Source organism: Blastococcus saxobsidens DD2 (assembly GCF_000284015.1).
Taxonomy (GTDB): Bacteria; Actinomycetota; Actinomycetes; order Mycobacteriales; family Geodermatophilaceae; genus Blastococcus; species Blastococcus saxobsidens_A.
The window spans coordinates 4,316,189-4,338,456 of sequence record NC_016943.1; the positions used below are offsets into that span (position 1 = coordinate 4,316,189).

A 22,268-nucleotide genomic window follows, 5' to 3' on the forward strand; every position below is an offset into this window, starting at 1 on the left:
TCACCATGGGGGCCGCGCCGCAGCCCGCGCGCCGTATCGGTGCGCGATCGGAACAGGACGGTCCTGGCACACAGCGGGCCGACGAGGAGGTCGAACGCCCGCATGCCGCACCCGCTGGACGCCGAGCGCTCCACCGGCGCGGCCGCCCGGCCCCGACCGGGTCCGCGGCCGACGCCGTACCCCCGGCCCAGCTCCGAGGCGCTGCCCGTCCGCGCGCCGGACGACGCTCCCGGGCCGGTTCCGGCGGAGCCGGCTGACGTGCGTGACGAGTCCGCCGACCTGCCGACCGAGGTCGTCGCCGAACTCGCCGATGCCGACCGGGCGGTGACGGCCGGCGACGTCGACGTGTGGGAGCTGGTCCGGCGGGCGCAGGACGGCAACGCGGAATCGTTCGGCCGCCTCTACGACCACTACGTGACGCTGGTGCACCGCTACGTCTACCACCGGGTGGGCGACCGGGCGACGGCCGAGGACGTGACCAGCGAGACGTTCGTGCGGGCGCTGCGGCGGATCGACTCGCTGTCCTTCCAGGGCCGTGACGTCGGCGCCTGGCTGGTGACGATCGCCCGCAACATCATCCGCGACCAGGTGAAGAGCAGCCGCTTCCGGCTCGAGGTGAGCACCGCCGACATGCGGGACGCCGACCGCGCCACCGACGGGCCCGAGGACGCGGTGCTCCAGCACCTCACCAACGAGCAGCTGCTGGCCTGCGTGCGGCAGCTGGGGAGCGAGCAGCAGGAGTGCATCGTGTTGCGCTTCCTGCACGGTCTGTCGGTGTCCGAGACTGCCGAGATCATGGGCAAGAAGGAAGGCGCCATCAAGGCGCTCCAGCACCGGGCGGTCCGGCGGCTGGCGGGGCTGCTGCCCGAGGGGCTGCGGTGAACACGCCCCGGTGCTGGTGCGTAACCGACCGGACACCCACGTCGTTGCACAGGTCGCAGCGGGTGCCGGCTGGCGGCGCTCCGCGCACCGACGCGAGGACGGGGGGTGGCAGGTGATCCGGCACGACGACGACGCCGCACCCGCCGGCCCCACCGCCGTCCGGGATCCCGAGACCGCGGTCGTCGCCCGCCTGCAGGCCCTCTCCACCCAGCTGGACGGCGAGCCGGACCCCGCCTACCGCGCCCGCGCCCGCGCCCGCCTGGTGGCCATGGCCGCCGTCCGCACCCCCGAACCCGCCCGGCACCCCCTACGTGACCGCCTGCTCGCCGCCCGGGCCGTCGACCGGGCGCCGTCACGCCGGCGCGGCCGGATCACCGCCGGGCTGGCCGGCGCGGCCGTCGGGGTGACCGGCCTCGCCGCCCTGGTCGCCGTGGCCGCCGGGGCGGGGCCGGGCGATCCCCTCTACGACCTCAAGCGCGGCACCGAGCAGACGCAGCTGGCGCTGGCCGGGGACAACCGCGGCCAGACCCTGCTGGAACTGGCCCGCACGCGGCTCGAGGAGCTCCGGGCGCTCGCCGACGACCGGAACGCGGCGCTCGTCCGGCAGACCCTGCAGACGATGGACGCCCAGACCGCCGAGGGAGCCGCGTTGCTGACCGGCGATGCGGTGCGCACGGGCGATCCGGAGTCCCTCGACGCGCTCGCCGCGTGGACCGCCGAGCAGTCCACCGGGCTCGGTGCGCTCCGCGGCGAGGTCCCGGCGGACGCCGGGCAGGACTACGCCGACTCCGCCGCGCTCCTCGACGCGCTCACCGCGCGGGCCGCGGGGCTGCGGACCGCCCTGGCGTGCAGCACCGGACCGGCGACCGTGGGCGACGACGACCTCGGCCCCGTCCCCGGTCTCTGCCTGACCGACGCCCCGCCGCCGGTGGCCGGGGAGTCGCCGGCTGCGCCGGAGCCGGCACCCGCCGTCCCCGGTACGACCACCGATCCCGGCTCCCCGCCGGCCGCGGACCCGGGCTCGCCGGCGCGGCCGTCGACCCCGGCCAGGGGCACGGTGGGCGCCCCGACGGTCCCCGGGCAGACCGGCCGTCCGAGCGAGGCCGTGCCGCCGCCCGCCGGCGGCATCCTCACCCCGCTGCCCGACCTGCCGCTGGGCGAGTCGACCGCCGACACGAACTCACCGAGCAGGCCGCCGGTCGTCGCCGTTCCCGCGCCCGCTCCGCTGAGCATCTGCGTGCCGCCGCTGGTGACCTTCGGCGACTGCTGACCCGACCTGAGCGCGGCTCCGCGTCCGGCTAGGGTCGGGGACGTCGCGGGTGGCTCCCGATCGCGGCCGCCGGAGTCACCGGCGTCGCCGACGGATCGAGACGATCGACTGCAGGAGGTCGCTGTGCCACGACTGTCGGTGCGCGGCCGCCGGGCCGCGCGTGGGGGCGTCCCCGACGAGAGCACCCGCGCGCACGTCGCCGGAGCCGCATCGGCCGCGGCCGCCGAGGTCGCGGCGCCGCCGGTGGTCCGGCCGGACCTCACCGCGGCGGCCTTCTTCGACGTCGACAACACGATGATGATGGGCGCGTCGCTGTTCTGGTTCGCGCGTGGGCTGGCGGCCCGGAAGTACTTCTCCAGCCGCCACCTCGCCCGGTTCGTGTGGCAGCAGGCGAAGTTCCGCATCGCCGGCAACGAGAGCGCCGACGACATGCACACCATCCGCGAAAACGCGCTGGCCTTCGTCGCCGGGCGGGAGGTCGCGGAGATCGCGCAGGCCGGCGAGGAGATCTACGACGAGCTGATGGCCGACCGGATCTGGTCGGGCACCCGCGTCCTCGCCCAGAAGCATCTGGACGCCGGCCAGCGAGTGTGGCTGGTCACCGCGACCCCGATCGAGCTGGCGTCCATCATCGCCCAGCGGCTCGGCCTGACCGGCGCCCTCGGCACCGTCTCGGAGATCGTCGACGGCCGGTACACCGGGCGGCTGGTCGGCGAGCTCATGCACGGCCCGGCCAAGGCCGAGGCGGTGCTCGCCCTCGCCGAACGCGAAGGTCTCGACCTCTCCCGCTGCACCGCGTACAGCGACTCGGCCAACGACCTGCCGATGCTCTCGCTCACCGGGACGGCGGTGGCGGTCAACCCCGACAGCGAGCTCCGCGCCGTCGCGCGGGCCCGCGGCTGGACGATCCGCGACTTCCGCACCGGCCGGAAGGCGGCGAAGGTCGGCGTCCCGACGGTCGCCGCCGCGGCGCTGTCCGGCGGACTGGTCGGTGGCGCCGTCGCGCTGCGCCGCCGCAACAAGCTGCCGGTCTGACCTACTGGCCGGAGAGCCGGGAACGGAACACCGCGTCGTGCGGGCCCACCGGCTCGTCGCGGGCGTCGGCGATGAAAAAGGCCAGGAAGGCGCTCGAGGGCGAGGCCTGCTCGAGCAGGTCCCGCCACGACCAGAGGTTCGGGTGGTCCCGGTGCACCGCCGCGGCGGCGGGCGTCAGCAGCGTGACGGCTCGCTCGAACTCGGGTGCGGTCAGCCGGTAGGTCGACGTCCGCCCCCGGTAGCCGCAGACCTGGCCGAGCACCACGGCGGGCAGCCGCCGGGTGTGGCCGAGATCGTTGACCTCCCCGAAGGTCAGCGCTCCGTCGTCCAGCCGGGCCACGCCGTACGCGGCGGGCACGACGTAGCCGGGGGTCCGGCGGGTGAACTCCGCGACGGCGGCCGCGAGCTCCTCGTCGGTGCGCCACTGCTCGGCCGGACCGGTCACGGGCTGCGTCACCGCCCGAAGACGCGGGTCCGACGCAGCAGCAGCTGGTAGAGCGAGTGCTGGATGGTCTCCCGGACCTGGTCGGTGAGGTTGAAGACCAGCATCGGGTCCTCCGCGGCCGCCGGTCCATAGGAGGCCGTCTCGATCGGCGTCCCGAAGGCGATCAACCACTTCGACGGCAGCGGGACCAGCCCCAGCGGGCCCAGCAGCGGGAACGTCGGGGTGATCGGGAAGTACGGCAACCCGAGCAGCCGGGCCGCCGCCCTGGCGTTGCCGATCATCGGGTAGATCTCCTCGGCACCGACGATGGCGCACGGGATGATCGGCGCCCCGGTGCGCAGCGCGGCCGACACGAAGCCACCCCGGCCGAAGCGCTGCAGGGTGTAGCGCTCGCGGAAGGGTTTGCCGATGCCCTTGAACCCTTCCGGGAAGACCCCGACCAGCTCGCCCTCGGTGAGCAGCCGCTCGGCGTCCTCGTTGCAGGCCAGGGTGGCGCCCAGCTTGCGGGCCATGGCCCCGGCCACGGGGATGTCGAACACCAGGTCGGCACCGAGCAACCGGAGACGGCGGGACGCGGGGTGCTCGTCGTGCAGCGCCACCGTAGCCATCAAGGCGTCGATCGGCACGGTGCCGGAGTGGTTGGCCACCACCAGGGCGCCGCTGTCGGCCGGCACGTTGTCCAGCCCGAAGGTCTCGACGCGGAACCACTTCTGGAAGAAGGGACGCAGGACCGGGAGCAGGAGGTGGTCGGTGAGGTCGGGGTCGAAGCCGAACTCGTCGGTCTCGTACGCACCGGTGAACCGGCGCTCCAGGAAGTCCAGCCCGCCGGCGAGCTGCTCCTCCCAGTCCGGTGCGGGCGCCGGGGAGACGAACGGCTCGTCGTCGTCCCGGCGCAGCGGGATCACCCGCGCCTCAGGCATCACGCACCGCCCGGAGCCCGGGGACAGCAGGCGCCGGGCGGAAGCGCTGCTCCACCGCCGCGGCCGTGTCACCGACCCGGCCGAGCAGGGACCGCAGCCCCCCGGCCACCGAGTGCACCACCTCGGGCGCGATGACCGGGGCCACCGTGCGGGCGTAGTCGGCCAACGCCGCCTCCGTGCTGTAGCGAGGGGTGTAGCCGAATTCGGAGCGCAGCACCGTGGTGTCCACGACCCGCCCGAAGTTCAGGAAGCGCATCTGCTCCGGCGAGTAGTCGACGAACCGGAACCGGCGGGAGAGCCGCCCGACCGAACCCAACGTCGGTGACGGAAGTGGCACCTCGACGCGGCCCAGCCGGCGGATGGCCTGGGACAGCAGGAGGGTGCCGTCGCCACCCACGTTCACGGTCCCGGCGAACCCACCGGTGGTGGCCCGGGTGAGCACGGCGAGGGCGTCGTCCTCGTGCAGCAACTGCATCCGGGCGTCGTACCCCAGCGCGGTGGGCACCAGCGGCATCCGCAGGAACCCGGTGAGCAGCGAGTCGATCCGGGGACCGATGAAGTTGGTGAAGCGCAGCACGGCGACGTCCACGTCAGGACGCCGACGGGCGAACGAGCGCACGTAGCCCTCGATGTCGACGCTGTCCTTGGCGAAACCGCCGGAGGGGACCTGCCGCGCCTGCATCGCCTCGGTGAAGACGGCGGGGTCGCGGGAGGAGGCGCCGTAGACGGCACTGGTCGACTTGAGCACGAACCGCCGCACGGACGGCGCCCGCTGGCAGGCGGCGAGCAACTGCATGGTGCCGATGACGTTGAGTTCCTTCATCGGCACCCGCCCGCCGGAGCCGGCGGGGGTCGAGCTGATGTTCATGTGGACGACGGTGTCCACCGACGCCGCGGCGATGACCTTGCCGATCAGCGGATTGCGGATGTCCGCCCGCACGAACTCCGTGCGGCCGAGCCGGCGCAACATCTCCGGCGACGGCGGAACGGTGTCCACCCCGATGACCCGCCCGATGCCCGGGTCTGCTGTGAGCTCGGCCGCCAGCGCACCACCCAGCCACCGGCTCACGCCGGTGACCAGGACGACCGCGGGCGGCACGAGCGTCAGCTCACTTCTTGTTGCGGCGCTGGACGCGCGTCTTCTTCAGCAGCTTGCGGTGCTTCTTCTTCGCCATCCGCTTGCGTCGCTTCTTGATGACCGAACCCACGTGTTGCTCCCGACGTCGTCACGAATGTCAGCTCGAGCGCGACAGCGGGGATATCCCCCGGTGTCGCTCGGCAACCGAGCGTACCCGAGCCACCCCGCGGCGATGCTCTACCCACGGTCACCCTCCGGGTGACACCGCGGCCAATTGCCGGCTCCCGTCGGGTGGAGCCGGCCCGTCACGCCTGCGCGGACCCCTCCGGGGCCCACTCGGCGTGACCAGGCAGCAGGGGCCGGCTCTCAGGCGATGCCTACGGCGCGAATCCGCGCGCCGGTCCGCTCCTCGCTCGGAGTCGTGCGCCGCCTCCGCGGTCGCTCCGCTCCTCGCTCGTTCCTCGCTGCGATGCTCCCGACGCTGTCGTCACGCGATGTCGGTGTAGGCGTCGCGCAGGTAGTCCTGCACGGCGCGCTCCGGCACACGGAACGAGCGGCCGACGCGGACGGCGGCGAGCTCGCCGGCGTGCACGAGGCGGTACACGGTCATCTTCGACACCCGCATCATCGAGGCGACCTCGGCGACGGTCAGGAAGGTGACGGCGGCGCGGGGGGCCGGGACGGCCGAGCGGCCGAGCGGCATGGCGGCGGGGTGCTGGGCCGGCACCGGACGAGCCATGGCGGCGGCGTTCATCGGGCGACCCATCGGGCGGGGGATGGGCATCCCCGGACGGACGACGGTGGCGGCAGCGTGGCGCTGGGGCATGGTCATGTCTTCGTCTCCGGTACCTAGCTCGTGTCGTGGCGCCGGCTTCCCCACCGACAACTGAACACGCACGCGCTGGTACTGAGAGTAAGGGGACGGGCGTGACTGAAGCGATGGAAGAAACGAACAGGCGGACCGGTCCGTCCTAGGCAGAACTACACCTATGCAACACGGTGCACACCCGTCCCGGCGCGTTTCGCGACACGGTGAGAACCCGATGACGCAGCGTTGCGGTATTTCGGCCGCCGATGCATTAACGTGTTCGCCCACTCACGCCCAGTGCTGGTCGACGTGTCGACGTCAGGCCTTGTCGACACCGAGTTCGACCGAGCGGCTGTGCGCCGCCTCGATGGCCGCGATCAGCGCCGCCCGCACCCCGTGCCGCTCCAGTTCCCGGATGGCTGCGATCGTCGTCCCCCCGGGGCTGGTCACCGCCTCGCGCAGTTGGACGGGGTGCTCGCCGGTGTCGCGCATCATGACCGCCGCGCCGAGCGCGGTCTGCACGATGAGGTCGGCGGCCAGCGCGCGGGGCAGGCCGAGCAGGATGCCGGCGTCGACCATCGCCTCCACCAGGTAGAAGAAGTAGGCCGGACCGCTGCCGGACAGCGCCGTGACCGCGTCCTGCTGGGCCTCGGGCACCCGGCGCACCTGCCCGACCGCGGCCAGCAGCGCCTCCGCCTCGTCCAGGTCCTGCTCACCGGCGTGCGCCCCGGCCGAGAGCACGCTCATCCCCTCGTCCACCAGGGCCGGGGTGTTCGGCATGACCCGCACCACCGGCACACCGGCCGGCAGAGCCGCCTCGATCCGCTTCGTCGGCACCCCGGCGGCGACGGAGACGACCAGGTGGCCGTCGTCGACGTGCCCGGCGACCAGCCCGAGGAGCGTGTCGATGTCCTGCGGCTTCACCGCCAGGAGCAGCACCCGGGCCCGGGCGGCGGCGTCGGCCAGCTCCACCGCCGGGACGCCGTAGCGCTCGGTCAGCTGGGCGGCCCGCTCGGGACTGCGCTCGACGACCAGGATGCCGTCGGCTCCCCCGCGCCGGATCAGGCCCGACAGCAGCGCCTCCCCGATCTTCCCGCCGCCGATGATCGCCAGGCCGCGCCGTCCGGTGGCGGTCACGCCCGCTCCCCCGCGACGGGCACGAGGACGCGGACGGCATGGCCGGCGGCCAGCAGGCGGCGCTGGTCCTCGGTCGGTTCTCCCCAGGGCATGACGTACTCCCAGCTGTCGGGCGTGCGGCCGTTCCAGGCCGCGCGCTCACCGGTGATGGCGATCAGTCGTGGATCGACGGTCGCGACGGCGGGTCGCCCGTCGCCGGTCATGAGGACGTTCAGGCACCGCACGAACGCCAGCTCCGTGCCCCGGCCCCGGGTGGCGACCAGCCGCACCCGCCGCCCGGCGAAGGCCCGGCAGCGGTCCTCGGCCGACGGCTCCCCCGCACCGACCACCACCCGGGCCTGCGGCAGCGCGCAGGCCGGCGGGTCGACGTCGCCGGGGGCACCGGCCAGGGCGACGTCGACGGGGAGACCGGCGAGGACGTCGACCACGGCGCCGTCCGCCCGCCCCACCGGCACCGTGACCTCGCACCGGGCGGCCAGCCCCGCCTCGGCCACCCGGGTGGTCAGCTGGGCCACGGCCGGCCGGCCGACGGGGCCGCGGAGCTCCAGGGACACCTGCCACCCGGCCGCGGCGAGGTCGCCGGCGGCACGGACGGCGTCCTCCGCGCCCAGCGCCGGGCGCGCGAGCCGGCCGGGAAGGCGGCAGGAGCGCGGACGGACGGGCATGCCCGAAACCGTAGTGCTCCTGGTGTGCCCGCTCCGGGGGCCGGGTAGCGCCGCCTCATGGCAGGAGAACTGGACGGGATGAGGGTGGCCGTGCTGGCCACCGACGGAGTCGAACAGGTCGAGCTGGACCGGCCGTGGCAGGCGCTCGAGGAGGCCGGCGCCGAGCCGGAGCTCGTCTCGTTCAGCACGGGGACGATCACCGCCTACGACCACATCGACAAGGGTGATCGGCGCACGGTCGACACCGACCTGGGAGCCGCGGACCCCGACGACTACGCGGCGCTCGTCCTGCCCGGCGGGGTGATCAACGGCGACTTCGTCCGGGCCGACGCCGACGCGGTGACCTTCGTCAAGGCGTTCTTCGACGCCGGCAAGCCGGTGGCCGCGATCTGCCACGCACCGTGGGTGCTCATCGAGGCCGGCGTGGTCCGCGGCCGCCGCATGACGTCGTGGCCGTCGCTGCAGACGGATCTGCGCAACGCCGGTGCGACGTGGGTCGACGAGGAGGTCGTGGTCGACGGGAACCTGATCACCAGTCGCAAGCCCGACGACCTGGACGCCTTCGGATCGGCGATCGTGGACGAGTTCGCCGCCTCGCGCGACGAGGAGTCCGCGGACGCCTGACCGCGGTGGTCAGGAGGTGGCGAGCAGCCCGGCGGCCGGCGCGATGGTCAGCAGGGTGCCGGCGAAGACGAGGACCGCGAGCAGTCGCGCCCCGACCGGTTCGGCACCCTGCCGCTGCCGCCAGAGGTTCACCCCGCCGACCAGGCCGGTGACCGCCAGCGGGGCGAGGAAGACGGCCAGGTGCGGCAGCATCTCCCACAGCACGGTCGCGGCGAAGTAGATGCCGACCCCGGCCACGAGCGCGATCACCAGCTCCCCGGCGAAGCGCAGCCAGGCCAGCGCGCTCTCCCGGGGAGTGGCATCGAGGTCGCTGTCGTCGAGATCGTCGGCCCGGACCACCGGGATCGGTCCGGTGGAGGCGTGGCCGGTACGGGAGCTCGCGGTGCGCGCCCCCGGGCGATCGGCCGTCCGGGCGGTCGCCCGCTCACCGGCGCGGCCGGCGGTGCGATCGGCCGCGCGCTGCGCTCCGGCGGCGTCGGCCGGGCGTCGCAGCGGCGGCACCGGCGCGGAGGGGTGCGGAACCCCCGGCTTGCGGTCCGGCCGCAGCCCCGGGATGGCCGCCGTGGACGGGCCGGGGGCGGCGCGCCTGGGCGCACGCGGCTCACGGGGTGGCGCTGACTCGGCGACCTGGTGGTCACTGCGGCGCCGGCCGAACCCGGCGCGGTCGGCAGCCGCGGCGTCGTCGGCCCGCCGCTGGCGGATGCCGGTGTCGTCGTCGTCGGGACGGCGGCGGCGGGCGGTGCGGGCGGCGGACTCGACGCCGGCCTCGCGCAGGATCTCGGCGAGGGAACGTCCTCCTGTGTCCGGGTTCCAGTCCGGCTCGGCCATCACACCCCTCCCAACGAGTCCAGCCTGCGGAGGATGACTCCCTCGCGCAGCGCCCACGGGCATATCCGCACGCACGGTACGTCCAGCGCACGCAGAGTTGCGGCAGCCACAACGGCGCCCGCAGGAACCTGGTGCGCCCGGTTCGCCGACACGCCCGGTAGCTCGGCCAGCGCCGAGGACCCGATGCGGGAGACGAAGCCCACCAGCTGGCCCAGCCCCGTGGCGCTCAGCTGGCGCGGCACGCGCAGTCCGGCGGACGACGGCGCGGCGCCGGCCAGCCGGGCGAGGGTGCGGAAGGTCTTGCTCGTGGCGGCGACCAGATCGGGCGGCCCGACGGCGGCGATCTTCTCCGCAGCCGGTGCCAGCAGGTCGGTCGCGTGCGCGGCGAGGTCGTCCAGCGCGGCCAGGTCGGGGCGCCGGCCCTCGGTCGCCGCCGGGAGGAACCGCCGCGTCATCCGGCCCGCGCCGAGCGGCAGGGAGAGCGCGACCTCCGGGTCCTCGTCGATGCCGGCGGCCAGTTCGAGGGAGCCACCACCGATGTCGAGCACGAGCAGCCGGCCCGCGCTCCAGCCGAACCAGCGGCGCACGGCGAGGAAGGTCAGCCGGGCCTCGTCCTCTCCGCTGAGCACCTGCAGCTCGACCCCGGTCCGGTCCTGGACCCGCTCGAGCACCTCCAGGCCGTTGACCGCGTCCCGGATCGCGGAGGTGACCAGCGCCATGAACTCGTCGCAGCCCTGCTTCTCGGCCTGCTTGCGGGCGTCCTGCACCGCGTTCAGCAGGGCCTTCTCCCCCGCCTTGGACAGCACGTCGTCCGCTCCGACGTGCTCGGCCAGGCGCAGCACGGACCTGTCGTCGTGCATCGGGGTGGGGTGCGCACCGCGGTGCGCGTCCACGACCAGCAGGTGCACGGTGTTCGAGCCGACGTCCAGCACCCCGAGTCGCATGCGCCGATTCTGCCGGTCGCCCGCGCCCTAGGCTGGCCCGGTGCGCAACGAGCCTCCCGAGGAGGTCGGCCTGGACTTCCCCCGGGAGTGGGTGGAGTTCCCCGACCCGGCCGATCCCGAGCACCTGGTCCGGGCCGACCTGACCTGGCTGACCTCGGCCTGGACGTGTGTCTTCGGCCGTGGCTGCGCCGGCGTCGTCGAGGGCCGCCCGGACGACGGGTGCTGCAGCCACGGGGCCTTCTTCACCGACGAGGACGACCTGCACCGGGTCACCGCGGCGGTCGCCGACCTGACCGGGGAGGACTGGCAGCTGGCTCCGGTGGGACGCGCGGCCTGGACGGAGGAGGACCGGGCTGATGACGGGGTGGACCCCGACGAACCCGACGCCGTCCGGTCGCTGCGCACGCGGGTCGTCGACGGCGCCTGCGTCTTCCTCAACCGACCGGGCTTCGCCGGCGGCAGCGGCTGCGCCCTGCACCGGATGGCGGTGCGCACCGGGCTGCACCCGCTCACGACCAAGCCCGACGTCTGCTGGCAGCTCCCCGTGCGGCGGGAGCAGGAGCACGAGGAGCGCCCCGACGGCAGCAGCGTGCTGGTGTCCAGCATCGGGGAGTTCGACCGGCGCGGCTGGGGGCCGGGAGGCGCCGACCTGCACTGGTGGTGCACCGGCTCGCCGACGGCGCACGTCTCGCCCGAGCCGCTGGTGCTCACCTACGCCGCGGAGCTGACCGCGCTGCTGGGCGCCGCGGCGTACGCGGAGCTACGCCGGCTGACCGAGGCCCGCCTCGACCAGGGGCTGGTCGCCCCCCATCCCGCCAGTCCTCCGCTGCCTGGCCGGCCGGTGCCCGTCGAGCTGCACCGGCGCGGCCCGGACTGAGCCCGCGCCCGCCCGGAAGGTCTGCCGGTAGGCGCGGGGCGAGACCCCGCGCCGGCGGGTGAACTGCTCGCGCAGCCCGGCCGCGGTGCCGAAGCCGACGAGCCGGGCGATCTCCTCGATCGGTGCATCGCTGTTCTCCAGCAACTCCTCGGCCGCGGCCAGGCGCTGGCCGAGCAGCCAGGCGTGCGGAGTCGTACCGGTGGTGGCCTTGAACCGGCGGGCGAAGCTGCGCGGGCTCATCAGCGCGCGGCGAGCGAGGTCGTCGACGCTGATGTCCTCGGCGAGGTGGGCCGCGGCCCAGTCGAGGACGACGCCGAGCAGATCGTCCTGGCAGGCGGGTACGGGTGCGTCGATGAACTGTGCCTGACCACCGTCACGGTGCGGCGGGACGACCATCTCCCGCGCCAGCGCGTTGGCCGGGGCTGCGCCCCACTCGCGCCGGACCAGGTGCAGCAGCGCGTCGATCCCCGCCGCCGTCCCGGCGCCGGTGATGATGCGGCCGTTGTCGACGTAGAGGACCGACGGGTCGACCTCGAGCTGCGGATAGCGTGCGGCGAGCTCCCCTGCCCACTTCCAGTGCGTCGTGACCCGGAGCCCGTCGAGCATCCCCGTGGCGGCGAGCACGAACACTCCGGTGCAGTGGCTGACCAGCACCGCCCCCCGCGCGTGCGCCCGGCGGAGCGCGTCGAGCAGCGCGGTGGACGGCTGCTCGTCGTGCGTCTCCCAGGCCGTCACCAGCACGATGTCGGAGCGGTCCAGCCGGTCGAGGCCGTGCTCGACCAGCATGCCGAGGCCGGTGTCGGTGCGGAGCAGTCCCGGCCGCTCGGCGACCAGGGCGAAGTCGAACAGCGGCAGGCCCAGGCCGCGACGGTCGTAGCCGAAGACCTCGTTGCTCACGCCCAGGCCGAAGCTGGCGACGAGACCGTCGCCCACCACGAGGCTGACGACCAGCGGGAGATCCGTGTCTGCCATGTGCCCACTATGGCAGGAATCCTGCGATAACGGTCACTCCTGCCACTCGTCCGGTGGGGCGGCCGGGAGCACGCTCGCCCCATGTTGCTGATCACCTGCCCCGCCACCCGGTCCGAGGAGCTGGTCGCCGACCGGCGGATCCGATCGGTCGTCAACCACCCGACCCACATCGCCCTGCACGTGGCGTGCCCCGCCTGCGCGGGCGTCCACGTCTACCGCACCGGGCGCCGCTGGGAGGCAGCGCGCGCAGCGCGCGCGCAGTCGGCCGTTCCGGAGGCGCGGGAGCTCACGCACGCCTAGGATCGAACAGATGAGCGAGCCGAACTCCGCCGAGCAGACCACCGAGAAGGACCCCGACAACTGGGTCACCGGCGACGAGCCGGCCACGGGGGCGCAGAAGAGCTACCTCGAGACCCTCGCGCGCGGTACGGACGACGAGGTCCCCGAGGACATCTCCAAGGCCGACGCGTCGAAGAAGATCGACGAGCTCAAGAACGAGACCGGCCGGTGAATCTCGAAGCCATTCACCGGCCGGGCCGAAGGCCGGCTCCGAATGGAGAGCGCGGCGAAGCCGCTCCTGGTCACCGCAGGTGTGATCAGGTCTCCAGCTTGTAGCCCAGACCCCGCACCGTCAGCAGGTACTTCGGGTTCGCGGGGTCGGGCTCGAGCTTGGCCCGCAGCCGCTTGACGTGGACGTCGAGGGTCTTCGTGTCGCCCACGTAGTCCGAACCCCACACCCGGTCGATCAACTGCGCCCGGGTGAGCACCCGGCCGGCATTCCGCAGCAGGAACTCCAGGAGATCGAACTCCTTGAGCGGGAGGGCCACCTGCGCGCCGTCGACGGCGACGATGTGCCGCTCGACGTCCATCCGGACCGGCCCGGCCTCCAGCACGGCACCGTCGGCCGGGGCCGCGTCGGCCACCTCGCCACGCCGGCGCAGGACCGCGCGGATGCGGGCGACGAGTTCGCGCGCCGAGTACGGCTTGGTCACGTAGTCGTCGGCGCCGAGCTCCAGCCCGACGACCTTGTCGATCTCGGAGTCCTTGGCCGTGAGCATGATGATCGGCACGTTGCCGCGGCCCCGCAGTGCGCGGCACACCTCGGTGCCCGGCAGCCCGGGCAGCATCAGGTCCAGCAGCACGATGTCGGCCCCGCCGCGGTCGTACTCCGCGAGGGCATCGGGCCCGGTCCCGGCCACGACGGTCTCGAAGCCCTCCCGCCGCAGCATGTAGGACAGCGCGTCGGAGAAGGACTCCTCGTCCTCGACGACCAGCACACGAGTCATGAGCGCTCGGTCTCCACTCTCTCCTGAGGTACGGCGGGCGGGCCCGCCACCGGCGGTGCGCCGGCACCGGCGAGCGGGATGCGGAGGGTGAACGTCGACCCCAGCCCCTCCTCGCTCCAGACGGCCACGGAGCCGCCGTGGTTGCTCGCGACGTGCTTGACGATGGCCAGCCCCAAACCGGTCCCGCCGGTGCTGCTGGCCCGCGACTGGTCCACCCGGTAGAAGCGCTCGAAGACCCGGTGCCGGTCGGCCCGCGGGATCCCGATGCCGCTGTCGGTGACGGCGATCTCGGCGAACCCCGACCGCGCGCGAGCGCCCACGGCCACCCGGCTGTTCCCCGTGCTGTAGGCGACCGCGTTGGCCAGCAGGTTGGTGACGGCGGTGACCAGCTGGCTCTCCACGCCGCGCACCACCAGGCCGGGCTGGCCACCCAGCACGATCTCCAGCTGCTTGGCGCGGGCCGCCGTGCGCGTCCGGTCGACCGCCTCGCCCAGCACCCGGTCCACCTCCACGGGCACCAGCTCCGGCAGCGGCTCCCCACCCTGCAGCCGGGAGAGGTCGATCAGCTCACGCACCAGCCGCGCCAGCCGGTCGGCCTCGACCGCGATGCGCCCGGCGAACCGCTGCACCGCCTCGGGGTCGTCGGCCGCGCCCTCGATCGCTTCGGCGAGCAGGGTGAGCGCACCGACCGGCGTCTTCAGCTCGTGCCCGACGTTGGCGACGAAGTCGCGGCGCACCGCCTCCACCCGCCGGGCCTCGGTGATGTCCTGCAGCACGAGGGCCACCGGCCCGGGCGGCCGGACCGTGCCGCTCTCCAACCGGACGGCGTGCACCCCCACCAGGCGGGGACCAGCGCCGACCAGGTCGCGGGGGAGGCGGATGTCGCCGCGCCGGCTGCCCCCGGTCCTCGACGCGTGCGCCAGGGCCAGCAGGCCGGGGACGAGCAGCCGGGTGCCGCGCACGATGCCCAGCGCCCGGGCCGCCGGGTTGGCCAGGATCACCGCGTCGTCGACACCGACCACCACGATCGCCGGATCCATCAGGTCGACCAGCCGCCGCGCCAGCGCTGCCTCGGGAAGCGGGACGACCACCCCGTCGGGGGCCTCCCCGAACATGGTGCGGAAGCGGATGATGACGGTGGCGGCCACCACCCCACCCAGGAGGAGGCCGACCACCAGGGCGACCAGTGGACTCACGGCTCAGATGCTAGGTCCGCCGGCACCCCGGAACAGCCATCGGCGAGAGGTTCACCGCCCGTACGAGGCAGTGTTCACCGCGAGGAGGGCCGACGTTCACCTCGCGGCGACCGGACCGGCCCCGGACGGGGCCTACTGTCGACCGGTATCACGAGGAGAGGACGACCGTGCGGGACAGCTACCGCGAGGAGCTCGACGACATCAACGACTGCCTGGTGGCCATGGCCAACTCGGTGGGGTCGGCGATGAGCACCGCCACGACGGCGCTGCTCGACGCCGACGTGGCCCTGGCCGACCTGGTGATCGCCGGGGACGAGGAGATCGACGCCACCCGGGAGAGCATCGAGCAGCGCTGCTTCACCGTGCTGGCCCGCCAGCAGCCGGTCGCCGGCGACCTGCGCGTGATCACCACCGCCATGCGCATCGTGAGCGACCTCGAGCGCATGGGCGACCTCGCCGAGCACATCGCCAAGGTGGCGCGGATGCGGTTCCCGGACAACGCCGTGCCGCAGGACGTCCGCCCGGCGTTCCTGGAGGCCGGACAGGTCGCCGAACTGCTGATCACGAAGGCGGCCACGGTCATCGCCAAGCGCGACCTGGACGCCGCGCGAGAGCTCGAGACCGACGACGACGCCATGGACAAGCTGCACCGCGGCCTGTTCCGGCAGCTCCTGAGCGAGGACTGGCCGCACGGCATCGAGACCGCGATCGACATCACCCTGCTCGGCCGCTACTACGAGCGCTTCGCCGACCATGCGGTCAGCGTCGCCCGGCGGGTGGTCTACCTGGTCACCGGTGAGCGCTACAGGGCGTGAGGCTGTATTCACAGTCGCCCTCCGGGCGACACCGCGGCCAGGAGCCGTCCCCTCTGTTGCGCTGAGCCGGTCCCTGCCGTTCCTCGGGGAACCCTCCGGGTCCCCGCTCGTCGCGGCACCTTCGCAGGGCGGCTCCAGCGCTTCCTCACCGACCCCTCCGGGGCCGGTTCGTCAGCGCTTGCCCTGGTTCTTGACGGCCTCGATGGCGGCCGCGGCGGCGTCGGGGTCGAGGTACTGCCCACCTGGCTTCACCGGCCGCAGGTCGGCGTCCAGGTCGTAGCGCAGCGGGATGCCGGTGGGGATGTTCAGCCCCACGACCTCCTGCTCGCCCATGCCGTCGAGGTGCTTGACCAGGGCGCGCAGGCTGTTGCCGTGCGCGGCGACGAGCACCGTCCTGCCCTGCCGCAGGTCGGGGACGATGGCGTCGTACCAGTACGGCAGCATCCGGACGACGACGTCGGCGAGGCACTCGGTGGCAGGGCGGGCCTCCGGCGGCAGGAACGCGTACCGCGCGTCGCCGTCCTGGGAGAACTCGCTGCCGGGCTCGATGGGCGGCGGCGGGGTGTCGTAGGACCGGCGCCAGGTCATGAACTGCTCCTCGCCGTACTCGGCGAGGGTGGCGGCCTTGTCCTTGCCCTGCAGGGCGCCGTAGTGCCGCTCGTTCAGCCGCCACGAGCGCAGCACCGGGATCCACTGCCGGTCGGCCTCGTGCAAGGCCAGTTCGGCGGTCATGATCGCCCGCCGCAGCAGCGAGGTGTGCGACACGTCGGGCAGCAGCCCGTGCTCGGCCATCAGCCGGCCGCCGCGGGCGGCCTCCTCGCGCCCCTTCTCCGTGAGCGGCACGTCCACCCACCCGGTGAAGAGGTTGGCCTTGTTCCACTCGCTCTCGCCGTGGCGGAGCAGCACCAGCGTTCCCGGGGAGGTCGTCACGGGCGCCATCCTGCCCGACGGGGTCCGGGCAGGCAGCAGGGCCGTCCAGCAGTGCCCACGGTGAGTCCCCCGCAAGCGGGAGGTGCCCCCATCGGCGTTCCCCCACGGGTCACCGGGTGACGGAGGACTCCGCACGTCGTCGGCCGGGCAGCCACACCAGCACGACACCGGCGGCGACGGAGGTGGCGGCCGCGGTGCCGATCGCCGTCGTGTGCATGGCCGAGACGAACGCCACCCGCGCCGGCTGCACCACCTCGGCGGCCGCCCGGGCCTCCTCGGGCGTCCCCTCGGCCGCCACCTGCCGCACCGCCTCCAGCGTCGCGACGATCGACTGGCTGGCCTCGTCCCGGGCCCCGGCGGGCAGCCCGTCGACGCCCGCACCCAGGTAGGCCGCGTAGGTGCCGGCGAGCAGGGAGCCGAGGATCGCGACGCCGAGCGCCCCGCCCACCTGGCGCACCGAGTTGTTCACCGCCGCGCCCGCACCCGCCTTCTCCCGCGGGACGACGGACATGATCGATTCGGTCGCGGGCGCCATCACCATCCCCATGCCGACACCCTGCACCGACAGCACCGCGAGCAGCAGCCACACCGGCGAGGTGAGGTCGAGCAGCTGCACGCCGAGGAACGACAGGGTGATCAGCAGGAAGCCGGTCGCGCAGACGGCCTTGGCGCCCAACCGCTCGGCCAGGCCGGAGCTCCGCGGCGCCATGACGGCCATGCCGAGGGCGACGGGGATCAGCGCCGCGCCGCTCTGCAGGGGCGAGTAGCCGCGGACGCCCTGCAGGTAGAAGACGAGGTAGAAGGTGGCGCCCAGGAGGGCGAAGAAGTTGAGCCCGAGCGCGCCGGCGGCCGCGGAGAACGCCGGGTTGCGGAACAGCGAGACGTCGAGCGCCGGATGAGCCGACCGGCGCTGCAGCCAGACGAAGAGGGCCAGCAGGACGATGCCGCCCAGCAGGGGCGCGAGGACGCCCGGCGTCGTCCACCCGGCCCCGCCGCCGTGGATGATCCCGTAGACCAGGCCGGCGAGGGCGACGATCGACAGCAGCACGCCGGGCACGTCCAGCCGCCCCGGGTGGGGATCCTTCGACTCCGGCACGAACGCGAGCACGGCGACGATGCCGAGCAGCGCCACGGGCACGCCGACGAGGAAGACCGCGCCCCACCAGAAGTGCTCCAGGACCGCGCCGCCGGCCAGCGGGCCGCCCGCCACCGCGATCCCCGCCGTCCCGGCCCAGACGCCGATGGCCCGCCCGCGCTCGCGGGGCGGGAAGACGTTGGTGATGACGGCGAGCGTCGTCGGCTGGACCGCCGCGCCGCCGATGCCCATCACCGCCCGCCAGGCGATGAGCTCCAGAGGGCTGTCGCTCAGCGCGGCGAACACCGACCCCACGGCGAAGATGCCCAGCCCGATCAGCAGCACCCGGCGGCGGCCGATCCGGTCGCCGACGATGCCCCAGGTGAACAGCAGGCCGGCGAACACGAGGATGTAGGCGTCGACGACCCACTGGAGTTCGCCCTGGCTGGCGTCCAGCTCCCGCTGCAGCGTCGGGAGGGCGACGTTGAGGATCGTGTTCCCCATGATCACCACGAGCAGGCAGACCGTCATGGTGGCGAGCACCCACCAGCGGCGGGCGTAGCCGGGAGGCAGCTCGTCGCCGGGCGGCACCGCGCCCGGTCGGGACCTGTCGGTCGCCGTCACGCCCCGCGGGTGGGATCGGCGAAGGCGGCGAAGGCCTCCAGGTTGCGCAGGGACTCCCCCCGCTTGACCCGCCACTCCCACTCGCGGCGGATCGACGTCCCGAACCCGATCTCGAGCATGGTGTTGAAGTGGTCGTCGGCGTAGCTGAGGACCGCACCGAGGATCCGGTCGAGCTCGTCGGAGGTGACGGCGGCGTGCGGCAGCCGGCCGGTCAGGTAGACGTCGCCGACGCCGTCGATCGAGTAGGCGACGCCGTACATGCGGGCGTTGTGCTGCAGCAGGTAGGTCCACAGCTGCTCGCGGTTCTCGTCCGGCTGGCGGCAGACGAACGCCTCCACGCGGAGCGAGTGCTCACCGACGATCAACCCGCACACCGTCTTGAGCTTCTTGGTGCCCGGCAGGTCGACCACCCAGGCGCCCGGGCGCGGGTGCTCGTGCTCCAGCTCGCTGTCGCGCAGGGTCTGCTCGATGACCGCGTCGAGCTCCGCCGTCGTCCTGGCCCCGTCCGGTCGGCTCATCGGGCCACCGAGGTCCCGGGGAGTGCGCGCAACGCGCCGCCCCGCCGCTCGCGGGCGGGGCGCGGTGGTGCGGCCGCCATCTCCCCTGCGGCGGCGACGTAGGCCTCGACCAGGGCGTCGGCCGTCCGGTCCCAGGAGAACCGGGCGGCATGCCGGCGCGCGCCGGCGGCGAGGAGTTCCCGGCGGGCCAGCACGGCCCGCACCGCAGCCGCGTAGTCGGCGGCGTCGTGCCCGTCGACCAGGACGCCGGAGACGCCGTCGCGCACCGCCGTCGGCAGCCCGCCCACGGCCGCCGCGACGACAGGGGTCCCGCAGGCCTGCGACTCCAGCGCGACCAGACCGAAGGACTCGTTGTGGCTGGGCACCACGGTGACGTCGGCGGCGCGGTAGAAGTCGGCCAGCCGGTCGGGCGGCTGTGGCGGGTGGAACCGGACCAGCTCGGCGATGCCCAGGGTGGCCGCCAGCTGCTCGAGCTGGCGGGGGGCGTCCAGACCGGTACCGCTCGGGGCGCCGACGACGTGCACCTGGAGGCGGGCGCGCAGGGCCGGGTCGTCGGCGACCATCCGCGCGGCGGTCCCGAGCAGGACGTCGGGCGCCTTGAGCGGCTGGATCCGCCCGACGAACAGCAGGACGACGGCGTCGTCGGGCACCCCGACCGTACGTCGGGCCGCGCCCCGGCTGCCCGGGGTGAACCGGTCCAGGTCGACCCCGGGCGGGACGACCAGGGTGCGGGCCGGGTCGGCGCCGTAGAGGCGCACCAGCTGGCGGGCCTCCTCGTCGGTGTTGGCGATCAGCCGGTCGGCCTCCCCGACCACCTGCTCCTCACCGATCACGCGGGCCCGGGGCTCGGGGCGGTCCCCGGCGGCCAGCGCCTCGTTCTTGACCTTCGCGAGGGTGTGCGCGGTGTGCACCAGCGGCACGCTCCACCGGTCGCGGGCGAGGTACCCCACCTGGCCGGAGAGCCAGTAGTGCGAGTGGACGACGTCGTAGTAGCCGGGCTCGTGCTGGGCCTCCTCGCGCAGCACCGCCGCGGTGAAGGCACACAGCTGCGCGGGCAGCTCCTCCTTGCCCAGGCCCTCGAAGGGGCCGGCGCTGACGTGCCGGACGGTGACCCCGGGGCTCATCTCGACCACCGGCGGAAGGTCGCTGGAGGTGGCGCGGGTGAAGACGTCGACGGCGATGCCCCGGGCGGCCAGCCGGCGGGAGACCTCGACGATGTAGACGTTCATCCCCCCGGCGTCACCGGCCCCGGGCTGGTCCAGCGGGCTGGTGTGCACCGAGAGCGTGGCCACCCGGGAGGGCAGCCCCGAGCCGGGGAATCGGCGAGCGGACACGTGAACCTCCGCTCTGCGCTGCACTGGCCGGGTGGGGACCGGCACCCCCGTCTGGTCCCCATCCTGCAACAGCGCGAGGATGGCCCGCATGCCCGACCCCGCCCAGACCGCTCCATCCGACTCCCGCCCGCTGCCCGGCGCCGGCCGCACCGCCGTCGTCACCGGGGCCTCGAGCGGGATCGGCGCCGCCACGGCGGCGCGCCTGGCGGCCGAGGGCTTCGACGTCGTGATCGGCGCGCGACGCGGGGACCGCCTCGAGAGCCTCGCCGGTTCCATCGGCGCCCGGGCGCTCCCGTTGGACGTCACCGACCCGGACTCGGTCGCGGCGTTCGTGGGCGCGCTCGACCGGGTCGACGTGCTGGTCAACAACGCCGGTGGCGCGTTCGACACCGCCGCCGTGGCCGACGCCGACCTGGACTCGTGGGCGCGGACCTACGAGGTGAACGTGCTCGGCACCGTGCGGATGACCCGGGCGCTGCTGCCCGCGCTGCGGGCCTCCGGGGCCGGCGACGTGCTGTTCGTGAGCTCCACCGCGGGGCTGATCTCCTACGAGGGCGGGGCGTCGTACACGGCGGCGAAGCACGGGGTGCACACGCTGGCCGAGACGCTGCGGCTGGAACTCTGTGGCGAACCGGTCCGGGTCATCGAGATCGCGCCGGGGATGGTGAAGACCGCGGAGTTCTCGCTGAACCGGACCGGCGACCAGGCCGCGGCCGACGCCGTCTACCAGGGCGTGCGCGAGCCGCTGGTGGCCGAGGACGTCGCCGACTGCATCGCCTGGGCCGTCACCCGGCCGCACCACGTGAACGTCGATCTGATGGTCATCCGGCCGCGCGCGCAGGCCGCCCAGCACAAGGTCGCCCGGGAGGGCTGAGCCCGCCCCCTGCGCCGATGGTGAGCGCGGTTGCGCAGTTCCCGGGCGGGAACCTGCGCATCAGCGCACCCTGTCGGGGCGAGTTCCTAGGACGAGCGATCAGGGGCGGACGGCGGTCGGCTCGCGCTCCAGGGTGACGCCGAACCTCTCCTGCACGGTGGCGACGACCTTCTCGGCGAACGCGAGCAGCTCCGCAGCGGTGGCGCCGTCCTCGGTGGTGAGCGCGAGGCTGTGCCGCGACGACGTCCCGACCCGCCCCTCGCGGGTGCCGCGGCCGAAGCCGGCGTGCTGCACCAGCCAGGCGGCGCTGAGCTTGACCTGCCCGTCGCCGGCCGGCCAGCTCGGGCAGCCGTCGACGGCGCGCGCGGCCGGCACGATCGGGTTGGTGAAGAAGGACCCGGCGCTGCGGGAGTCGGGGTCGGCCGGGTCCCAGACCATGCCCTTGCCGCGGCGCAACGCGAGCACCGCCTCGCGGACCGCCCTCAGCGGCGCCGTCTCGCCCACCTCGATCCCGAGGCTGCGCGCCAGCTCGGCGTAGCCGACGGGCCGGGACAGCTCGCCCGGGTGCAGCGCGAAGCCCACCTCGAGGACGACGAAGCGGCCGGGTTCGCGCTTGAGCCGGCTGTCGCGGTAGGCGAAGCCGCACTCGGCCGGCGTCAGCGTCTGCTCCGTCTTCTCGGCGCGGTCGTACACCCGGACGGCGGTGAGGGTCTGGGCGACCTCCTGCCCGTACGCGCCGACGTTCTGCACCGGCGTCGCGCCGGTGAGGCCGGGGATGCCCGACAGCGCCTCCATGCCGGCGAGGCCGGCCTCCACCGTGTACGCGACCAGCGCGTCCCAGTTCTCCCCTGCCTGCACCGCCAGCTCGTCGCCGTGCCGCTCGATGCCACGGCTGCGGACGGCGACCACGTCACCGGGCCAGCCCTCGTCCGGGGCGATCAGGTTGGAGCCCCCGCCGAGCAGCAGCAGCGGGCGGCCGGACTCGTCGGCGTCCCGGACCGCCGCCACCAGCTCCGCGGCGGTCTGCACCTCGATCAGCCGCTCGGCCGGCCCGCCGACGGCGAGGGTGGTGAGCTCCGCGAGCGGGACGTCGGATCGCAGCTGCACGGGTCGACGGTAGCCGGGACTACG

26 protein-coding genes are annotated in these 22,268 nt (G+C 74.1%); 9 read left to right on the forward strand and 17 right to left on the reverse strand.

What is annotated here, in order from left to right:
• The first annotated feature begins 102 nt into the window (after positions 1-102).
• The 3 genes from BLASA_RS20430 (at position 103) to BLASA_RS20440 (ending at position 3,187) form a co-directional block, all read left to right on the forward strand.
• The gene (locus BLASA_RS20430) at positions 103-882 is read left to right on the forward strand and encodes a sigma-70 family RNA polymerase sigma factor (RefSeq protein WP_014378154.1); all 780 of its coding nucleotides are present in this window, start codon (positions 103-105) and stop codon (positions 880-882) included.
• Between the two features lie 112 nt (positions 883-994).
• Positions 995-2,152 carry a DUF5667 domain-containing protein gene (locus BLASA_RS26375; RefSeq protein ID WP_051005088.1) on the forward strand — a complete coding sequence of 386 codons (1,158 nt, stop codon included), beginning with the start codon at positions 995-997 and terminating at the stop codon, positions 2,150-2,152.
• A gap of 123 nt (positions 2,153-2,275) precedes the next feature.
• The gene (locus tag BLASA_RS20440) at positions 2,276-3,187 is read left to right on the forward strand and encodes an HAD family hydrolase (RefSeq protein WP_014378156.1); all 912 of its coding nucleotides are present in this window, start codon (positions 2,276-2,278) and stop codon (positions 3,185-3,187) included.
• A 1-nt stretch (position 3,188) separates the two neighbouring features.
• Here the strand turns inward: BLASA_RS20440 and BLASA_RS20445 are convergent, their stop codons facing one another.
• The 7 genes from BLASA_RS20445 to BLASA_RS23720 all read right to left on the reverse strand — a co-directional run bounded on the left by BLASA_RS20445 (position 3,189) and on the right by BLASA_RS23720 (position 8,240).
• Positions 3,189-3,644: a hypothetical protein gene (locus tag BLASA_RS20445; RefSeq protein ID WP_014378157.1), complete on the reverse strand. Its 456-nt coding sequence runs from the start codon at positions 3,642-3,644 to the stop codon at positions 3,189-3,191.
• Entirely contained in the window at positions 3,641-4,552 is a 912-nt protein-coding gene (locus BLASA_RS20450; RefSeq protein ID WP_041775876.1) for a lysophospholipid acyltransferase family protein, read from the reverse strand. The genes BLASA_RS20445 and BLASA_RS20450 overlap by 4 nt, the downstream gene beginning before the upstream one ends.
• Positions 4,545-5,651 carry an NAD-dependent epimerase/dehydratase family protein gene (locus BLASA_RS20455; protein WP_014378159.1) on the reverse strand — a complete coding sequence of 369 codons (1,107 nt, stop codon included), beginning with the start codon at positions 5,649-5,651 and terminating at the stop codon, positions 4,545-4,547. The genes BLASA_RS20450 and BLASA_RS20455 overlap by 8 nt, the downstream gene beginning before the upstream one ends.
• A 10-nt stretch (positions 5,652-5,661) precedes the next feature.
• Positions 5,662-5,760, reverse strand: coding sequence for a 30S ribosomal protein bS22 (locus tag BLASA_RS24435; protein WP_012854759.1), 99 nt, complete (start codon positions 5,758-5,760; stop codon positions 5,662-5,664).
• 357 nt (positions 5,761-6,117) lie between these two features.
• Positions 6,118-6,333 (reverse strand): helix-turn-helix domain-containing protein, encoded by a 216-nt coding sequence (locus tag BLASA_RS26620; RefSeq protein ID WP_041776797.1) that lies wholly within the window; start codon positions 6,331-6,333, stop codon positions 6,118-6,120.
• A gap of 423 nt (positions 6,334-6,756) precedes the next feature.
• Positions 6,757-7,575, reverse strand: a complete 819-nt coding sequence (gene proC / locus BLASA_RS20465; protein WP_014378161.1) for a pyrroline-5-carboxylate reductase — start codon at positions 7,573-7,575, stop codon at positions 6,757-6,759.
• Positions 7,572-8,240, reverse strand: coding sequence for a putative proline dehydrogenase (locus BLASA_RS23720; protein ID WP_014378162.1), 669 nt, complete (start codon positions 8,238-8,240; stop codon positions 7,572-7,574). Before BLASA_RS23720 ends, proC begins: the two co-directional genes overlap by 4 nt.
• A 78-nt stretch (positions 8,241-8,318) precedes the next feature.
• Here BLASA_RS23720 and BLASA_RS20475 point away from each other — a divergent pair, with 78 nt between their 5' ends.
• Positions 8,319-8,864, forward strand: coding sequence for a type 1 glutamine amidotransferase domain-containing protein (locus BLASA_RS20475; protein WP_014378163.1), 546 nt, complete (start codon positions 8,319-8,321; stop codon positions 8,862-8,864).
• A 9-nt stretch (positions 8,865-8,873) separates the two neighbouring features.
• Here BLASA_RS20475 and BLASA_RS20480 read toward each other — a convergent pair whose 3' ends face one another.
• Together BLASA_RS20480 and BLASA_RS20485 are read right to left on the reverse strand one after the other, a co-directional pair.
• Positions 8,874-9,692, reverse strand: a complete 819-nt coding sequence (locus BLASA_RS20480; RefSeq protein ID WP_014378164.1) for a hypothetical protein — start codon at positions 9,690-9,692, stop codon at positions 8,874-8,876.
• Complete coding sequence (locus tag BLASA_RS20485; RefSeq protein ID WP_014378165.1) at positions 9,692-10,636, reverse strand: hypothetical protein; 945 nt, start codon at positions 10,634-10,636, stop codon at positions 9,692-9,694. Before BLASA_RS20485 ends, BLASA_RS20480 begins: the two co-directional genes overlap by 1 nt.
• 40 nt (positions 10,637-10,676) lie before the next feature.
• On the opposite strand from BLASA_RS20485, the gene BLASA_RS24440 reads away from it, so the two are divergent.
• Positions 10,677-11,513, forward strand: coding sequence for a hypothetical protein (locus BLASA_RS24440; protein ID WP_014378166.1), 837 nt, complete (start codon positions 10,677-10,679; stop codon positions 11,511-11,513).
• Here the strand turns inward: BLASA_RS24440 and BLASA_RS20490 are convergent.
• The gene (locus BLASA_RS20490; protein ID WP_014378167.1) at positions 11,397-12,485 is read right to left on the reverse strand and encodes a helix-turn-helix domain-containing protein; all 1,089 of its coding nucleotides are present in this window, start codon (positions 12,483-12,485) and stop codon (positions 11,397-11,399) included. The two genes, BLASA_RS24440 and BLASA_RS20490, sit on opposite strands and share 117 nt — an antisense overlap.
• An 81-nt stretch (positions 12,486-12,566) precedes the next feature.
• On the opposite strand from BLASA_RS20490, the gene BLASA_RS20495 reads away from it, so the two are divergent.
• On the forward strand, positions 12,567-12,785 hold the full coding sequence (locus BLASA_RS20495; protein ID WP_014378168.1) for a hypothetical protein: 219 nt from the start codon (positions 12,567-12,569) through the stop codon (positions 12,783-12,785).
• Between the two features lie 10 nt (positions 12,786-12,795).
• A complete protein-coding gene (locus BLASA_RS20500) occupies positions 12,796-12,996 on the forward strand; it encodes a DUF3072 domain-containing protein (RefSeq protein ID WP_014378169.1) in 201 nt (66 codons plus the stop codon).
• A gap of 85 nt (positions 12,997-13,081) precedes the next feature.
• Here BLASA_RS20500 and BLASA_RS20505 read toward each other — a convergent pair whose 3' ends face one another.
• Positions 13,082-13,771: a response regulator transcription factor gene (locus BLASA_RS20505; RefSeq protein ID WP_014378170.1), complete on the reverse strand. Its 690-nt coding sequence runs from the start codon at positions 13,769-13,771 to the stop codon at positions 13,082-13,084.
• Positions 13,768-14,967 carry a sensor histidine kinase gene (locus BLASA_RS20510; RefSeq protein WP_014378171.1) on the reverse strand — a complete coding sequence of 400 codons (1,200 nt, stop codon included), beginning with the start codon at positions 14,965-14,967 and terminating at the stop codon, positions 13,768-13,770. The genes BLASA_RS20505 and BLASA_RS20510 overlap by 4 nt, the downstream gene beginning before the upstream one ends.
• A 167-nt stretch (positions 14,968-15,134) precedes the next feature.
• On the opposite strand from BLASA_RS20510, the gene phoU reads away from it, so the two are divergent.
• Positions 15,135-15,782: a phosphate signaling complex protein PhoU gene (gene phoU / locus BLASA_RS20515; protein ID WP_014378172.1), complete on the forward strand. Its 648-nt coding sequence runs from the start codon at positions 15,135-15,137 to the stop codon at positions 15,780-15,782.
• 171 nt (positions 15,783-15,953) lie between these two features.
• Here phoU and BLASA_RS20520 read toward each other — a convergent pair whose 3' ends face one another.
• The 4 genes from BLASA_RS20520 to mshA form a co-directional block, all read right to left on the reverse strand.
• A complete protein-coding gene (locus tag BLASA_RS20520) occupies positions 15,954-16,712 on the reverse strand; it encodes a phosphoglyceromutase (protein ID WP_014378173.1) in 759 nt (252 codons plus the stop codon).
• 109 nt (positions 16,713-16,821) lie between these two features.
• Positions 16,822-18,411, reverse strand: a complete 1,590-nt coding sequence (locus BLASA_RS20525) for an MFS transporter (protein ID WP_014378174.1) — start codon at positions 18,409-18,411, stop codon at positions 16,822-16,824.
• Positions 18,408-18,929 (reverse strand): YbjN domain-containing protein, encoded by a 522-nt coding sequence (locus tag BLASA_RS20530; RefSeq protein WP_014378175.1) that lies wholly within the window; start codon positions 18,927-18,929, stop codon positions 18,408-18,410. Before BLASA_RS20530 ends, BLASA_RS20525 begins: the two co-directional genes overlap by 4 nt.
• Positions 18,926-20,263 (reverse strand): D-inositol-3-phosphate glycosyltransferase, encoded by a 1,338-nt coding sequence (gene mshA / locus BLASA_RS20535; RefSeq protein WP_041775880.1) that lies wholly within the window; start codon positions 20,261-20,263, stop codon positions 18,926-18,928. The genes BLASA_RS20530 and mshA overlap by 4 nt, the downstream gene beginning before the upstream one ends.
• An 88-nt stretch (positions 20,264-20,351) precedes the next feature.
• Between mshA and BLASA_RS20540 the strand changes: the two genes are divergently transcribed.
• Positions 20,352-21,137: an SDR family oxidoreductase gene (locus tag BLASA_RS20540; protein ID WP_014378177.1), complete on the forward strand. Its 786-nt coding sequence runs from the start codon at positions 20,352-20,354 to the stop codon at positions 21,135-21,137.
• Between the two features lie 99 nt (positions 21,138-21,236).
• Here the strand turns inward: BLASA_RS20540 and BLASA_RS20545 are convergent, their stop codons facing one another.
• Entirely contained in the window at positions 21,237-22,244 is a 1,008-nt protein-coding gene (locus BLASA_RS20545; protein WP_014378178.1) for a UDP-N-acetylmuramate dehydrogenase, read from the reverse strand.
• Positions 22,245-22,268 lie beyond the last annotated feature (24 nt).